Source organism: Bacillus sp. FSL P2-0099 (assembly GCF_038007445.1).
GTDB classification, from domain to species: Bacteria; Bacillota; Bacilli; order Bacillales; family Bacillaceae_G; genus Bacillus_A; species Bacillus_A mycoides.
Window position 1 is genome coordinate 3589494 of sequence record NZ_JBBOXE010000001.1, and the last position, 16266, is coordinate 3605759.

A 16266-nucleotide genomic window follows, 5' to 3' on the forward strand; every position below is an offset into this window, starting at 1 on the left:
CCTAAATAACGTTTTGTTTCTTTTTAATTTGTAAAAACATCGTACTAAAGATGTTCCTTATATATTTAAATTCTGTACTTTTATAAAAAACTAAAACGTATATTACATTTGGTACTAATAAGCAAATTACACCTTTTCCGACTAACGAAATAAAAGTACTTCCTTCTATAAAATAATTACATATACTCGTAGTAATGAAACCTGTAACTATGGTTAAAAATATATATAATACATATGTTGTAAAATAATTCAAAACCGATTTCTTAAAAAGATTTTTATATACAATATAAGGCTGAATCCACAGTACAGTAGCAATTGTACTTATCGCCGTGCCTATGAATATACCTACCAATCCAAAAATTTTAACTAATACAATGGATAAACTTAAATTGATTAGCGCTTCAACTAACGGAATATACTTATCTTGTACAAATAATCCCGCTTTATTTTTAAAAATGGCTATCGCCGTCCGCATACCTGTCAAATAAAAGTTTATTAATATCACTACAAAAACTATGTTATTTAATAAATACTTCTTATCAAGCCACCACCCTATAAACGGCTCTAAAAGGTTATATAAAAATATGGTACAAAAAGAGAATATCCAAAAATTCACTAGATAAGTCACTTTAAATATAGAATAATTTTTATCATTATTCTCAGTAGCAATTAAATTCCCCACACTCGCTTCAATACCATTTAATATAGGACTTACTAGTGCTGATAATTGATTTATTATCATTGTGTAGTTAGAATATATCCCGACCATAGCAAGACCTATAAAAGAAGAAATCAATATATTATCCGTGCCAAATACAATATATCCTCCAATATTATGCAAAAACATCGCCTTTACATTTATAATTAAATTTTCTTTCGTATCTTTATCTATAGAATACTTCTTTTTTGTGTTTATATAAGGATAGTTCTTATTCACAATCCTACCGTTTACCACATTTTGAACTGTATATATGCTCAATTCTATAATTAAATACAATACATAATTTTGCGTATAAAGAAGTATGAATATTTTGAATATAGTAGTTAGCACTTGGAATACGAGATCCACCCTAGCTAATATATATCCCCTTTGATCCGCATTTATTAAAGACCTCTTATGAGCATTTAAATATGTGACTACATTTTTTGCTACAAATATTGAATAGATTATCGCGACATTTGATATAGCCCCCCCATCTTTCATTAAATAGCTTAAAAACGGATATATCATCGCACTTATCACTAGAATAATTATTGCCAAAATCTGATAGATTTTTTTATATAATTGAACAAGGGCTATAACTTTATGCTGATTATTTTCTGCCAAGGGTTTGTACAAATTGTATACTATACTTGCTCCTATACCAGCCTCAATTAACGCTAACATGGATAAAACATTAATTAATAAACCATCTATTCCTAAATACTCTATTCCTAAACTATCTAAAAAAACTTTCCTCGATATAAATCCTAGAATAACAATAACTATTTGAGAAAATATACTTATTGATATGTTCTTGATTGAATGCATCGTTCGCATGATTAATTCCCTTCATTAACTATATCTATTCAAAAAGTTTGAAATAATAAAATTATATTACCCTGGCAATAATTTCACTCTCATACTTTAAGTCACTAATTGCATTCACATTAGTTCCATTATCTACTTCACCAATATACTTATTTTTTACAGGCTGTTTTTCTGTTGCTTTCTTCAAAAACCATTCATACTCTACATCGATATGACCAATATCTAAAGTTTGATATCCATAAGAAGATAAATCATACGCTAATACCGTAGCTGTTGGACCTAGTGCAATTAATATTAATTTAGATTTTTTTTGGTTCTTTGCTATCTCTAAAATTTCTCTATACTTCGCAAAAGCATTTTTCGATGGGCATATTATCCTATCAATTGTTTTAACATTTTTAAAAAGATCGTTTCCTACCCCTAATCTACTTTGCACCCCTTCAATAACAATTACTTCTCTATCATCCCAAACATCTTTTATTTTATCAAAGCGAATTCCAGCCATACTCTTATCTTGATGGTCTATATATAACCTTGTAACTAATGCATCATAATATTCTTTATTCATACTTATACTCTTATAAATTCTGCTACGATTTAACTCTAAATATCTTTTCCAATATACTCTTGATTTTTCAGTGCACCAATTTAAATCTTTAAAAACATTCGGAATACAAACTAAATGCCCCACCTTATTACTCTTAATAATTTCATCCAGTCTATCCTTTAATTCATTTGAATACGGCTGAAAGATTAAACTTTCTCCATTTATAAGAGCGAATTCACCATCACCAAATCTACTTACTGAACAATTATTACCTATAATATAGTCAAGCGTTTCATCAAGAGTTTTCACTGTTGGAGGCTGCCTTTTCACTGTAATCATCCTGTTATATTGAATGGTTACCTTATTCTTCGTTCCAATATATAAATAATATAACTTTAACAATGACTTCTTCATACCTGCCCCCTTTTTGCAAAATTGTTTATTAAAAATTTATACAATAATGGATGCAGCTTAGTCGCAAACAATAAGAACTTTACACTTTTCCCATACTCTTTTAAACTCATCGTTTTATAAAAATAATTATTCAATATACCAATAACCTTATAATATTTAACCTTATGTTCATTAAACCTTCCGCTCATTGATATTAAATTTAAAACTACCATCGAACAATTTCCTAGTTTTAATATAACTAAGCTATATAACTCCTTATAATATCGCTCCATAAATTTACACATTTCATCATAAATTAAGACTGAGTCAATTTTAAGCTCTTTTACAGCCCGATCCATCATGCTATTATCACGCTTTATATAATGATATTTAGGTTCTCCTATGAAACATACTTTTTTACACTTATGAATAACTTTATACGTAAATGCTGTATCTTCATATGACATACCTACTGGAAATTTAATATCCTCCAATAAATTTCTTTTAAATAGTTTAGTCCAAACGACTTCATCATACAATTTCCCTTCTAACATCGTCTTCATTGCAGTATTTCTATCGTGAATAATAAATGGATGGTTACTTGAAGTTACAATTCTATTACTGTAATGGATTTGACTACTACAAATAGCTATATCACATCCTTGTTCAACACACATACCATATAATAATTCATACATATCTGGTTCTATCCAATCATCACTATCCACAAACCCTATATAATCTCCCTTTGCATTTTCTAATCCGGCATTTCTCGCAGAAGATAATCCACCGTTCTCTTTATGAATTACTTTAATCCGCATATCTTTATCTGCATATCTATCACATATTTCTCCGCAAGTATCAGGAGAACCGTCATCAACAAGTATTAATTCAAAATCTTCAAACGTTTGCACCAATATAGAATCAATACATTTATGAATGTATCGTTCAACCTTGTATACCGGTACTATAATACTAATTTTAGGATTCATAATTGACTCCCTTCATTTAAATTCATCCAAAAACTCTATCAATATTTTCTATATTATTTAATTCTTCTGTCAACAAATTCGTCGTTATTTTTTCACATATTATCTTTTGATCTAAAAGATACTTAATTTTGTTATACAAATCTTCCTCATTCCATTCGACGATAAAACCATTATGCCCATTTTTTATTTGTTCATATGCTCCAGTAAAATTAGTTGTTACAATAGGTTTTTTTAAACATTTTGCCTCAGCTAAGGTGAGACAATATCCTTCATGTCTAGAAGTTTGAACATATATATCTGATTGATTTACATATGGATACGGATTTTTTGCTGATCCTAATAATAGAAAATCCTGTTTCAAATTATACTTACCTATTAACGTCTCATAATACGCTCTATTTTCCCCTTCCCCGATACAGTACCACCTTACATCGTATCCGTCTTTACGTAACATTGATAAAACTTTAATTGCAAGGTCTTGACCTTTTTCTTTTGAAAGTCTACCTACTGTTACTATCTTCATACCTTTATATCCATTATCAAATTCTATTTTTTCTTTTGCCATTTCGTTTATTAAATCCGGAAGTACAATATTAAAAAAGACACTTGTCTTATTTTTAACTATAGGAAACTTCTCTATTAAATGTTTTTGCGCTTCTTTAGAAACTACAAATATATTATCTAGCTCATCGTATAATTTTTCATATAATTTGGTATTAATTTGATGTTGAAAAACATCAAAATGTACCCAAGAAATCTTCTTTTCTGAAGCTACTTTATTTACTACATAATAATCAATTATGTCTGTAGGTCCTTGATATGCTATTGCAATATTATATTTATTCTTATTATGTGGAATGTCTTTAAAAATCTCTTTATAGAAAACATATCTATCCTTTAATTTTTTAGATACCATATAAGATAGTAAAAAATTTAAAGCCTTAATATATCTTTTATTTTTAAAGTACTCTTTAATCGTTTTCTTTGGTGGTTGCATAATTTTAGGTTTTATACTTTCAAACCAAGCTGCTTCTTCTATCTTTACCCAGCTTGGTAATTGTTTTAAAAATCCCCCTTTCTTCTCCAACATCAATACCGTAACGTCATATTTGTCTTTTGGTAAAACAGATAACAAAGAAAGTAGTGATTTTTCTACCCCACCTATATTCATACTACTTATCATAAATAGCACTCTCTTCATAACTATCTCCTTCTACCATCAAAATGTTTTATAGCAAAATTAAAAACATCCTCACCAAGATGTTTTCGCACGCAATACAATTCATAACGACTAACGTTCCATATTCTTGAAATATTATAAAAAGAATAATAACAATCCCGTATGAAACAGGTTATACATTAGAATCTGCTATTCTATATAACTTTTCCAACTCATCCCTCGTATCTACCATTTCTTTTTCTATGTTTTTTCTCAGCCATCCTTCCAACAGTTTATCACCTAATATTTGTACAATTGCATCATACATTTGCTGCTCGTCAAATTGAACTATTAATCCATTGTGGTTATGGTTTATTTGTTCACTCGCTCCTGTAAAATTTGTACTAATAATTGGATTGCTAAAGCATCTAGCTTCTGCGAGTGTTATGCAGTATCCCTCATAACGAGATGGTTGTACATATATATCACATTGCTTCATAAAAGGATATGGATTTGACATTGCCCCTAAAAATATATAGTCACTTTGAATACCGTAATTTTCTACGAGTTTTTCATACATTACTTTTTCCTTTCCATCTCCTATACAATACCACCTAACCTTATAGCCAGCTTCTTTAAGCTTAGCTAATACCGATATTGTTAAATCCTGTCCTTTTTCTACACTCAATCTACCAACAGTAAGAACCCTTACTCCATCAAAATCATCCAAAAATCCGATTCCTTCATTTGCCATCTTTACTATCATGTCAGGTGAAATAATGTTTAAAAAAGTTCCTGTCTTATTAATTAATTCTGGCATCGTTTGAGTAAGTTTTTCCCTTCCTAAATCAGAAACTACAAAAATATGCTGGAACTTTTTATATACTTTACTTACAAAGTATTTGTTAAAATATATCTTTTCAATATCGAAATGTATCCATTGAACCTTTCGTCTAGCTTCTATTTTATTTGCAACAACATAACTTATAAAATCCATAGGTCCGGCATAAGCAACTGCAATATCATAGTTGTTGTTTATAACAGTGTAATCACGCAAACAATATCTAAAAATAACACTCCTTTCTTTCATAATTTTTGATACTAAATACCAAAAAGTTGTTTGAACAGCTTTTATAACTTTTCCTTGTCTAATAAAACTGCTTATAACGACTCGTGGTGGTTTATTTAACACCTCTTTTATTTCCCCGTAATTTGTTAAATATTCTACATGTACCCCATCTGGGATAAACTCCAAAAAACCCCCTTTTTCTTCTAACATCAAAATTGTTATATCATACTTATCTTTTGGAATTTCTGCAACCATATTCAACAAAGCCTTCTCCGTACCGCCTATATTCATATTTATAACCATAAATATAATTTTCTTCTTCATATTTCCTCCGAATCACCTTATCCTACTATTTAATAGAATACAATCTTCATTGATTAAAGATTCACTTTCCCGCTCTTATTAATAAGCTTTGGATTCTTAGATTTACTCAGGTTAATATTTTTCTAATAAGGCATACACCTTCTTAAGTTCCCCTTCCGTTCCAACCTGCTCATTCTTTAAGTTCTCACACAAATATTTCTTCAGTAAATTGTCCTCTATAATTTCTTCTATCCCTTCGTACACTTCTTCCGAATTCATCTTCACTATTAAGCCATTTTCTCTATTTTTAATTTGGTTATGAACGGTTATAAAATCAGTTACTACTATAGGTTTTTGAAATATTCTAGCCTCTGCTATCGCTAATCCATATCCTTCATACCTTGACGGTTGTACATATATATCACTTTGTTTTATAAAAGGGTATGGATTCTTGTGAGTACCCAATAGTATAAAAGTATCGTGTAAATTATATTTACTTATCATCTCCTCGAGTTTATTTTGAAGATTCCCTTCTCCTATTACATACCACTTAAATTTATACCCTTTTTGCTTTAATTTATAACAAGCTTCTACGGCCAGTTCATACCCTTTTTCATACACTAACCTACCAATAGTTAATATTCGTAATCCCTCAAACTGATCACTAAACCCCTGCCCCTCATTTGCCATCGATTTAATTAGAGTCGGCGATATAATATCATATACAACCTGGATCCTTGACTCTATTTTAGGAATTTCTTGAATCAATACTTCCTTACAAACATCGGACACGGCTACTATTTCATTAAATTCCTCATAATAGTTCAAATCAAAATCTTTATTATATGCAGCTAACCTATAATCTGTATTCACCCAGGCAATTTTTTTACTTGCGTAAACCTTATTTGCCACAAAATATGTCGGCATTCCTTGACTATAAGCTATGGCAACATCATATTTTCCCTTTAAATTATCCATCCCTTTAGACACCCATCTCCAAACTATTTGAGCTGCATGTAAATTATTATTTATGTATGGATTTCTAAGAGATATCGAAGCTCCAATTCTAAGAAATAACTCTTTAAAGTATTTATGTTTAATTAAATTTTTAAATTTCTCCGCCTGCCTTTTAATAACTATCGGTACATCTAATACGTTTACCTGCTTTGGAAGTAATGGCAAATACAATCCACTAGCAGAAAACATTAACAAATCCACTTCATATTTTTCATAATCCAATAAAGAAAGTAAAGAAACTAAACTTTTTTCTGCCCCTCCACTTTGTAACGAATCTATGACGAATAAAACTTTTTTTTTCATAACTATCACTACCCTAAAGTGTTTTTATTACGCTCAAAATATTAAACATCATTTATTGATTCTAGCTTTATGAAAATAATGCATATAATTTATCAATTTCATTACGATTTCCGTATTCACCTTTAAGCGTATTTTCCGCCAGTTTTTCCCTCAGCTCTTTATCACCAATAAGTTTCTTTATTCCATTAGCTATCCCATTTATCCCCATCTCAGTTACTATTCCATCGACCCCATCCCGCACCTGACTATTAGCAGTTGAAAAATTAGTAATAAGTACTGGCTTTCCAATAATTTGCGCTTCACGAACTGTTACAGCTTTCCCCTCATACCTAGACGGTTGCACATATATATCACATGCTTTTATATATGGATAAGGATTTGTTTTTTTACCCAGTAAAAAAAATCTTTTTTCCAGGTTAAGTTCAGCTAATAACTTCCTAAGTTCAGCTTCTTGTGCTCCATAACCAACTACATACCATTCAATATCATATCCCTGATCTACTAAATCTCTTAATGCATACATAGCAAGATCTATTCCTTTTGCATACGATAACCGTCCTACCGTAACAAGCTTTACTTTTTCTGATTTCACCTGTATTTCTTCGGTAATATCTTCTTGATAAGCTTGCTCACGCACAAACTCAGGAGATAGTATATTTTCTATAATTTCAACCTTTTTATTCACATTTGGTAAACTACTAAGAAATGAATCTCTACATCCTTCTGAAACAGCTACGATATTATCCATCTTGCTCCACATTTTATACTCCATGTCTGTATTAAGTTTTATATTTGAATAATCCGTATGGATCCAACCAATTTTTCTTTTCGCTCGAACTTTATCTCCAATAAAATAATGTGGCCATAAAAAACTAATTGCTACATCATACTCCTCTTCCAATTTCGGTATAAAGGGTAACGTTATTCTCCAACCATATTGAATAACAAGGTATCCAGCTTCTTCACTTTTTACATATCTCCCATGTGCATCACCTAAAATTCTCCCCAAGGTTCTTGTCAATCCAATTGTAATTTGTCCTTCTTGCAATATTTGCTTGATAGATTTTCTAAAAGTAGTATATTGTTTTACTTCCTTTAACAAATTAGGCATTTTAGGCAACAAAAAAAGAAACTCTCCTTCGTGTTTAAATAACATCAAATCTACATCATATTTGCTATAATCGATTGTATTCAATAAACCGATTAAACTTCTTTCTACTCCACCAATTGCCATATCAAATGATGTAATGAGAATTTTTTTCTTTTTCATTTTCTAATCCCTCACCCAATTTATTGTAAATTTTTATAATAATAGCCTTACCTTCATCATATATAAATACTTACAATTAATTATGACTCCCTATACTCTACTCCATATAACGCTAACCAATCTGGAATATTATTCTTAATATCAAAACCTAATTCCGAAATCTTATTAACTACTATTTGTGTATTCAATTTTTCTTTTAATAAAGCTCCATGAATTTCTGCAGACCATATTTCCAGTTTTTCATCTAAACTAATAAACGATATTATTCCTAAACCCATATCAACATTTTTAGTTATTGTATTTGCTACTACGCATGGTACCCCCGCACATTGTGCTTCTAATGCCACAATACCGAATCCCTCGAATAAAGATGGAAAAAGAAAAACATCAAACATCCTTATAATTCTTGGAATATCTTTTCTTACCCCCAAAAATCTAATTTTTTCATAGATACCTAAACTTTTTGCTTCTAACTCAATAGAATCCTGTAACGGACCATCTCCTACTAAAACAAGCATAAATTTCGAATCAGACTTTAATACATCTTTGAATACCTTTAACATAAAAATATGATTTTTAGATTCAGAAAAACGACCAATATGACCTATCACCTTCGCTCCAACTGGTATGTTGAATTCTTCTCTTACTTTATTACTATCCTGTATATCTACATTAATAAATTGATTAGTATCTATTGCATTTTTCACTATCTTTACCTTTGTATTACCAATATTTTCATTAAATAAAAAGCGTGCAGCTTCAACACTGCACGCACAATAATTTGTTCCAGCATAAGCAATAAGTGTTCGTAAAAAAAACAACAAAACTTTCCCTTTCATCCCTGATCCTATCGGCCAATTATTACTATGTGAATGACAAACTCTTATTTTTATACCAGCTATTTTGGCAGCAACAGCAACAAATCCCCCTTGGTAATCAGTATGTGCATGTGCTGCCACATATTGATTACTAGACATTACCTTAACAAGCTCTTTAATGTACGAAAGAGGGCCTGCCTGTCCTAAGCTAGATATTCGATATATTTTCCCACCCAATGCAATTATTTCCTTATCATAATCACATTCTTCACTTTTATGGGAAACAAAATCAAATTGTACCTTTTCTCTATCTACATTCCTATATACATTCATTAGCAACGCCTCTGCACCACCTCGGTCCATCGCACTAACGATATGCAACACCCTTTTAGGTCGTTCTAGTTTACACATTGAAAATTACTCCCATCTAAGAATGATTTTCAAATATACATTTTATCCCCAAAAATTACTCTTATAAACTATCCCTAAAGTAATAACATGTTCATATACAAAATAAATAAAGTAACATAATATTACTGCATAGTAAATTAACTTTTGGTCCTTTTCAATAAATACCTTTATAACCCACGATATCAATATCAATTGGTATAATCCAAAATATATGGAGAATCTAGCAAAAATCCAATTTTGAGTTGAAATAATCATAAAAACTAGACCTAATAATGCCATATTTACGATATAATCACTCTTCGGAAAAAGCTCTCTTAGTTTATGCCTCCCAATAAAAGCAAGGATGAGCGGGGTTGCTTCCACAGCAACTCGAAGAATATTAGCTCCCCCTTCTTGAAAATCCTTATAATGTCCATATTGAGTATCTCCTATAGTCGCAAAGAAAGCTTCTGCAAATTGATTAAATCCTATCACAATAAGCACCGCAAGAAGGAGTAGTATAAATGTTATTGTCGACCAAGCTTTCCTTCGGACTACAAAATAAATAGGAATTAATACAAGAGCACTTTGATGAAAAGTAGATGCAAACAGAACTATTAAAAAATATTTTTTCCAATTCCCATCTAAAATATATTTTGTGGCGGTAAAAATAATTGCTGCTGTTAAATACTGCCTCACTCCATTCATTGAAACTAAGTACATACCCGATGCTATATATACATATAAACTTAACTCAATCATTCTTGAATATTTATATAAAACTGCTACTATTAATATATTTGTTATTAACGCTGTTATAAAAATTAGAACTTGGGGATTATCCGTATATACTTTTAATATCATTTGTAAAATACTAAACCCAACATCCTTACTATTTCGAATATACCCCCAATTGAAATCAGTAACTTTAAAAGCATGCATATAAAAATACGTATCACCAATATTATTTCTAAAACCAGATACTAATACAAGAGAGGTAGTCGCCATTAAAATCAATAATCGATTTGGTTTTAACATCACAATTCCTGTAGTTACCGGCATAGCAAAATACCTTGCAAAAAATGCGAGTATGAGCACTATAAAAAGATTCATCCAAAGTATAGTCATTATTATTCCCTCTCATTTAACTACCAAATAAATTTCTATATATTTGCTTTCACTCTTGTTTTTACTGTTATATAACTATAAAGGATAACTCCAAATGGCAGTGCACAAAGTGTAAGCACTTTGCATGGTGACTCTTTTATAAATCTTATGTTTTTTGCTATAAAGCTACTTGATACATAATGTACAGCTTGCCTATATTTAAATAACCTATTTGTAAATGGTAGCTTCATCAGTTCCTTACGATAAAAAGCAAAACCTTTTGGATTCTGACGATACTGATTTAACATATTCATCGAAGAACCATCAGGCATATATTCAACATAGCAAAGAGCTTCATTCATCAGTAACATCTCATATTTCTGATCCAACATATAATATTTATATGCCAAACCTACATACTTCTCATTTTTAAAAATCGGATATGGATACTTCTTTGTTAGTTCTGTACGATATACTAATTTCTTATCTCCAGTTACACCATGTTTATTGTAGAGATTAAAAAGTGTAGAACGGTTAAGATGTAATGGTAACTTTGAACCAATTAGCTTCTCATCTTTATATAAATCAAGAGCAATTATCCCACTTACCTGTTCATTTCCATTTTCATTCCAAAAATTAATGATTTTCTCTACGGCATCACTGGGCATTGAATCATCTGAATCAATACATACATTGAGTTCTGTATCAATCATTTCATAAGCCTTATTATGAGCACCATGCATCCCTTGATTTGGTTGCCAATAATACCGTATGTCTATGTAATCTTCAGAAACCCAAGAATGCACTAACTCTTTTGTATTATCATCAGATCCATCATCTATAATAAGCCATATAAAATCTTTACACGTTTGCTGCTTCAAGCTTTCATAACACCCCTGAAGACAATACGCTCTATTATATGTAGGGGTAAAAACCGTTAGTTTTTTCAAATTTATCACCTCGATACTGCTACATAAAATTTTTGAGTGAATCCAGTAATATTTTTTATATCGTATCCTTTTTCAGCTAACGTAAATTGTGCAATGCCCCTCGATATCTTCCTATCCGCTATACTTTGTAATTTCCCTGTCCACTCTCTTACATCTAACAAAGAGCACTGTTCAACTAAATTCAAACCCAGATCTACATCTTGCGTAATAGTGTCTGATATAATACATGGTAAACCCGCCCCTTGCGCTTCAATAAGGGTAACGGGTAACCCTTCATAAATAGACGGAAAAATAAACATATCAAATGCCTGCAACAAGCGATTGATATCATCTCGTATCCCCAAGAATTTGACTCGACCTTTTATATTCAGTTTTTCTACTTTCTTCTCAATCTCTGATCGAAGAGGACCATCTCCCACTAACAAAAGAATAGATTTCGGTCGAGTTTCTATTAATCGAACAAAAATATCTATTAGAAAAGTATGATTTTTAGGATACGCAAATCTTCCTACATGTCCAATTACAAAAGCATCCTTATGAAGTTTCAGTTCTTTTCTTACTTGTTCTCTAATTTCTGAAGAAAATGCAAACTTATCACATTCAATTCCATTCTTTAAAATTTCAGTTGTACTTACCCTATCAGCAAACAACCATTTTGCCGCTGTAATTGAACATGCTAAAAAATGTGTTGCACATGGCACAATAAATGCTCCTGCATACCATTTATATATCTTCGCTATAGTTCCACCTTCACTACTTGTACTATGGCTATGTGAAATCCTAACCGGTATTCCCGCCTTCTTAGCAGAACGAAGTACAAATCCACTCATTTTATCCATGTGTGAATGTACAATTCTATATTCTTGATGAGAGGTGAAAAAATTATCCAGTGCTTTTATATATCCTCTATGACCAACATCCGTAACATATGGAATTCTATGAATTTCCCCGCCTAACTTTACTATTTCTTCATCAAACACTCCTTCTTTACATGTTAAAAAATCAAATTGAACTTTGGAACGATCTATATTGCGATATAAATTCATAATTAAAGTTTCCGCTCCGCCTCTATTCATATTTACGACTACATGTAATACTCTTAATGGAGTGCCCAATTTAAATCCTCCATTTCACCCATAAATGTTGTATAGATTTCTTGTTTCTCCTTTAACACTTCATTTACTGAATATTGATTTTTAATACTAGTACATCCATACTGCCCCATCTGAGCTAATACTTTAGGATTTATAGAAATACCCTTTATCCTGTCAGCCATTGCTTTTATATCATCACGATCTACAATCCAACCATTTTTATTATTAATAATCAATTCCCTATGTCCCCGGTTATCAGTAGCTACAACCGGAAGTCCACAAGCCATGGCTTCCATAATATTAACTGGCAAACCTTCCCTGTAACTAGATGCAACTGCAAGATCAGACATCTGTAGTAAGGAAGCTATATCATTTCTGTAACCGAGAAAATGAACCATTTTAGTCACTCCTAGTTGAGTAGCTATTTTTTTACACTCTTCCATTAACGGTCCTTCACCAGCAAGCAAAAGCTTCGCATGTGGCATTTCATTTTTCAATTGTGCTAATACATGGATTAAAAAGTTTTGATTTTTATTCTTATTAAATTCAGCAGCATAAAACATTAAAAAATCTTGTGATTTATAGCCACATTGTAGCTTTAATTCTCGTTTCTCAATTTCAGTTACAGGAGTAAACCGTTGTACATCTATTCCTACACCGTGAACTAGCTTAATATCTCTCACTGGAAAGCGATGTTTAACTGCTAAATCATAATCTTCTTGGTTAATTGTTATTAGACAATCCGTATGAGAAGCTAGAATTCTTTCAATTGGATAATAAAGCAACCAATTCATATACGGTGATCCTTTACAAAAGTGAAATCCATGTGCTGTATATACGACTTTCGTTCCTTGCTGCCTGGCTTTCTGAGCAGCTAAACGAGCAATTACTCCTCCCATAGGCGTATGACAATGAATGATATGATATTTATTTTGATCAATAATTGATTTTAGTTTTTTATATGCGTGGATGTTTTGTATACTAAGAGGTGACCTTTGAATAGGAATATTATATTTTCGAGTTACGTACGGAAGATGTATATTCCCATTCGCTGCAACATGTACTTCCCATCCTTGTTCTGAAAACCATTTCAAATACGGCAAATGAAAAGCCTTAAAATGATAATCTACAGTTGCACAAAACAGAACTTTTTTAGACACCATCCCACGCACCCGTCTTATATAAATTTTTTCTATTGACCTGATACAGGTATTAACAGTTTTAAAGTTTTACGCTGATTTACTAACTTTAACAATCGCTTTCTTAATTCTACTTCGTTTAAATCTGTATAATTTGAAATAAACTCTTCTATTTCTTCTATTCGAACATTCATTTCTTGTCCTACATAAATTCTTGGGTGAACTTGCTTCTCATTCATTTCATCTTCTTTTAGTAATTCTTCAAAAAGTTTTTCTCCTGGGCGTATACCAGTAAATTCTATTCCTATTTCATCCACTGAATTTCCTGATAATCGAATGAGATTTTTAGCGAGATCGACTATTTTTACTGGTTCTCCCATGTCCAACACAAAAATCTCTCCACCTTCAGCTAACGCACCAGCTTGCACTACAAGTCTAGACGCCTCTGGAATTGTCATAAAATACCTAATCATATCTGGATGAGTAACTGTAACTGGTCCACCGTTTTGAATTTGCTTCTTAAATAAAGGAATAACACTCCCTCTACTTCCTAAGACATTTCCAAATCGCACAGTAACAAACTTTGTATGACTTATTTTATCTTTATGTTGAATTACCATCTCAGCTAATTTCTTTGTTGCTCCCATAACACTCGTCGGGTTCACAGCTTTATCAGAGGAAATCATAACAAACGTTCCTACTCCATGTGCTCTCGCTGCCTCTGATACATTCATAGTTCCAATCAAATTATTTTTAACAGCCTCTTCAGGATTATTCTCCATTAGTGGTACATGTTTATGTGCAGCTGCATGATATACAACATTTGGAAGATGTTTATTCATTATTAAATTCATCTTTTTTTCATCTTGTATATCTGCGATTTCAGGAATAAACGTGCCTTTCATATCTCCATATTTTCTGTTTAATTCCATTTCTATAGAATAAATACTATTCTCCCCATGCCCTAGTAAAATCAACTTTTTCGGCCTGAATTTTGCAATTTGTCTACAAATTTCCGAACCAATTGAACCTCCTGCACCAGTAACTAAAATAACCTTGTCAGTTATATAATCTGAAATAACATCCACATCAAGTTCTACAGGATCACGCCCTAATAAATCCTCTACTTGAACATCCCTGAATTCGTTCACCGATACTTTACCCGTTACTAAGTCTTCTAACATCGGAAGAATTTGAGTTTTCACTTCTGTTTTTAAACATCTTTTCAAAATAACATTTTGCTCTCTTTTGTTTAATGAGGGGATTGCCAAAATAATTATTTCAATATTCAGTTTTTTAACGGTGTACTCAATTTGATTCATACCACCAATTACTGGAATATCCCAAATATCAAGATTATGTTTTTTTGCATTGTCATCGATAAATGCGACTGGCATTAATTCAGCGGCACTATTCTTCAACAACTGCCTTGCAACCATTGTCCCAGCAGATCCCGCACCAACAATTAACGTTCTTTTTTTATCACCCTTTTTTACATAATAAATATCTCTATACATTCTCCATATAAAACGTGAACCACCAATTAATAAAATATGAATCATCCAAGTTACAACTAACAGCCGAAAATACATTTTTGGCATGATTAGTTGCTGCACAACTGCTGTAGCAATTATAGAAAATGTAACAACTTTGCATATAATGAGTAATTCTCCTATACTTGCATATTCCCAAGCTTTATTATACAACTTATATATTAAAGCAAATAAATGATGACTGACTAATAGAGTGATAGAGCTAATAATTGATGATAAAGTGATAACACTAAAGCTAGCATTTACAAAGAAATAACTAAAGAAAATAGCACTTAACACAATCATTGAATCCATTAAAAGCAATAACGATATCCTCCGTCGATACGTCATGTAACTTCCTCCTTTAATCAATTCCATACTTAACTCTTTCAAATTTAAAGTTTCTAACTATATTCTCTTTATTAAAAACACATAGTTAGAAACTTTAATAAAATAGGGGCATCTAACCCTCCCTCACATTACACTCTTGATGACTCGCATCTAAGGTTGTTTTCACAACCCACAGCATAATCGAGTGCCTCCGTTGATAGCGGTAAGGAGACATCACCACATCTTATCCCTTTAAAAAATTCTTTATAAAGAACATCTTGATATAAGGATATTAAATTTATTTTTCTAAAGTACATTTATG

At 31.4% G+C, this 16266-nt stretch carries 13 protein-coding genes; all 13 read right to left on the reverse strand.

Annotated features, from left to right (window positions below; translation table 11 throughout):
- Position 1: 1 nt before the first annotated feature.
- Positions 2 to 1540, reverse strand: coding sequence for a lipopolysaccharide biosynthesis protein (locus MKY90_RS18480; protein ID WP_098167673.1), 1539 nt, complete (start codon positions 1538 to 1540; stop codon positions 2 to 4).
- Between the two features lie 52 nt (positions 1541 to 1592).
- The gene (locus MKY90_RS18485; RefSeq protein WP_078185563.1) at positions 1593 to 2492 is read right to left on the reverse strand and encodes an SP_1767 family glycosyltransferase; all 900 of its coding nucleotides are present in this window, start codon (positions 2490 to 2492) and stop codon (positions 1593 to 1595) included.
- On the reverse strand, positions 2489 to 3463 hold the full coding sequence (locus MKY90_RS18490) for a glycosyltransferase family 2 protein (protein ID WP_061689942.1): 975 nt from the start codon (positions 3461 to 3463) through the stop codon (positions 2489 to 2491). The genes MKY90_RS18485 and MKY90_RS18490 overlap by 4 nt, the downstream gene beginning before the upstream one ends.
- Before the next feature lie 22 nt (positions 3464 to 3485).
- A complete protein-coding gene (locus tag MKY90_RS18495; protein WP_098167672.1) occupies positions 3486 to 4664 on the reverse strand; it encodes a glycosyltransferase in 1179 nt (392 codons plus the stop codon).
- Positions 4665 to 4815: 151 nt separating this feature from the next.
- Positions 4816 to 6015 carry a glycosyltransferase gene (locus tag MKY90_RS18500; protein WP_078185565.1) on the reverse strand — a complete coding sequence of 400 codons (1200 nt, stop codon included), beginning with the start codon at positions 6013 to 6015 and terminating at the stop codon, positions 4816 to 4818.
- A 111-nt stretch (positions 6016 to 6126) separates the two neighbouring features.
- Positions 6127 to 7314, reverse strand: a complete 1188-nt coding sequence (locus MKY90_RS18505; RefSeq protein ID WP_012261450.1) for a glycosyltransferase — start codon at positions 7312 to 7314, stop codon at positions 6127 to 6129.
- Positions 7315 to 7381: 67 nt separating this feature from the next.
- Complete coding sequence (locus MKY90_RS18510; RefSeq protein ID WP_012261451.1) at positions 7382 to 8584, reverse strand: glycosyltransferase; 1203 nt, start codon at positions 8582 to 8584, stop codon at positions 7382 to 7384.
- 80 nt (positions 8585 to 8664) lie between these two features.
- On the reverse strand, positions 8665 to 9813 hold the full coding sequence (locus tag MKY90_RS18515; RefSeq protein ID WP_078185567.1) for a glycosyltransferase family 1 protein: 1149 nt from the start codon (positions 9811 to 9813) through the stop codon (positions 8665 to 8667).
- 42 nt (positions 9814 to 9855) lie between these two features.
- Complete coding sequence (locus MKY90_RS18520) at positions 9856 to 10920, reverse strand: EpsG family protein (RefSeq protein ID WP_012261453.1); 1065 nt, start codon at positions 10918 to 10920, stop codon at positions 9856 to 9858.
- Between the two features lie 35 nt (positions 10921 to 10955).
- A complete protein-coding gene (locus MKY90_RS18525; protein ID WP_078185568.1) occupies positions 10956 to 11849 on the reverse strand; it encodes a glycosyltransferase family 2 protein in 894 nt (297 codons plus the stop codon).
- A gap of 5 nt (positions 11850 to 11854) precedes the next feature.
- Positions 11855 to 12964 carry a glycosyltransferase family 1 protein gene (locus MKY90_RS18530; protein ID WP_078185569.1) on the reverse strand — a complete coding sequence of 370 codons (1110 nt, stop codon included), beginning with the start codon at positions 12962 to 12964 and terminating at the stop codon, positions 11855 to 11857.
- Positions 12949 to 14106 carry a glycosyltransferase family 4 protein gene (locus MKY90_RS18535; RefSeq protein WP_098167669.1) on the reverse strand — a complete coding sequence of 386 codons (1158 nt, stop codon included), beginning with the start codon at positions 14104 to 14106 and terminating at the stop codon, positions 12949 to 12951. Before MKY90_RS18535 ends, MKY90_RS18530 begins: the two co-directional genes overlap by 16 nt.
- Before the next feature lie 29 nt (positions 14107 to 14135).
- Complete coding sequence (locus MKY90_RS18540) at positions 14136 to 15965, reverse strand: polysaccharide biosynthesis protein (RefSeq protein ID WP_098167668.1); 1830 nt, start codon at positions 15963 to 15965, stop codon at positions 14136 to 14138.
- Positions 15966 to 16266: the final 301 nt, after the last annotated feature.

What these genes read in the sequence shown, in the direction of transcription:
- MKY90_RS18535 (WP_098167669.1), bottom strand. Translation starts at nt 14,106, where the DNA reads ATGGTGTCTAAAAAAGTTCTGTTTTGTGCAACTGTAGATTATCATTTT.
- MKY90_RS18480 (WP_098167673.1), bottom strand. Translation starts at nt 1,540, where the DNA reads ATGCGAACGATGCATTCAATCAAGAACATATCAATAAGTATATTTTCT.
- MKY90_RS18505 (WP_012261450.1), bottom strand. Translation starts at nt 7,314, where the DNA reads ATGAAAAAAAAAGTTTTATTCGTCATAGATTCGTTACAAAGTGGAGGG.
- MKY90_RS18500 (WP_078185565.1), bottom strand. Translation starts at nt 6,015, where the DNA reads ATGAAGAAGAAAATTATATTTATGGTTATAAATATGAATATAGGCGGT.
- MKY90_RS18495 (WP_098167672.1), bottom strand. Translation starts at nt 4,664, where the DNA reads ATGAAGAGAGTGCTATTTATGATAAGTAGTATGAATATAGGTGGGGTA.
- MKY90_RS18540 (WP_098167668.1), bottom strand. Translation starts at nt 15,965, where the DNA reads ATGACGTATCGACGGAGGATATCGTTATTGCTTTTAATGGATTCAATG.
- MKY90_RS18510 (WP_012261451.1), bottom strand. Translation starts at nt 8,584, where the DNA reads ATGAAAAAGAAAAAAATTCTCATTACATCATTTGATATGGCAATTGGT.
- MKY90_RS18485 (WP_078185563.1), bottom strand. Translation starts at nt 2,492, where the DNA reads ATGAAGAAGTCATTGTTAAAGTTATATTATTTATATATTGGAACGAAG.
- MKY90_RS18490 (WP_061689942.1), bottom strand. Translation starts at nt 3,463, where the DNA reads ATGAATCCTAAAATTAGTATTATAGTACCGGTATACAAGGTTGAACGA.
- MKY90_RS18515 (WP_078185567.1), bottom strand. Translation starts at nt 9,813, where the DNA reads ATGTGTAAACTAGAACGACCTAAAAGGGTGTTGCATATCGTTAGTGCG.
- MKY90_RS18520 (WP_012261453.1), bottom strand. Translation starts at nt 10,920, where the DNA reads ATGACTATACTTTGGATGAATCTTTTTATAGTGCTCATACTCGCATTT.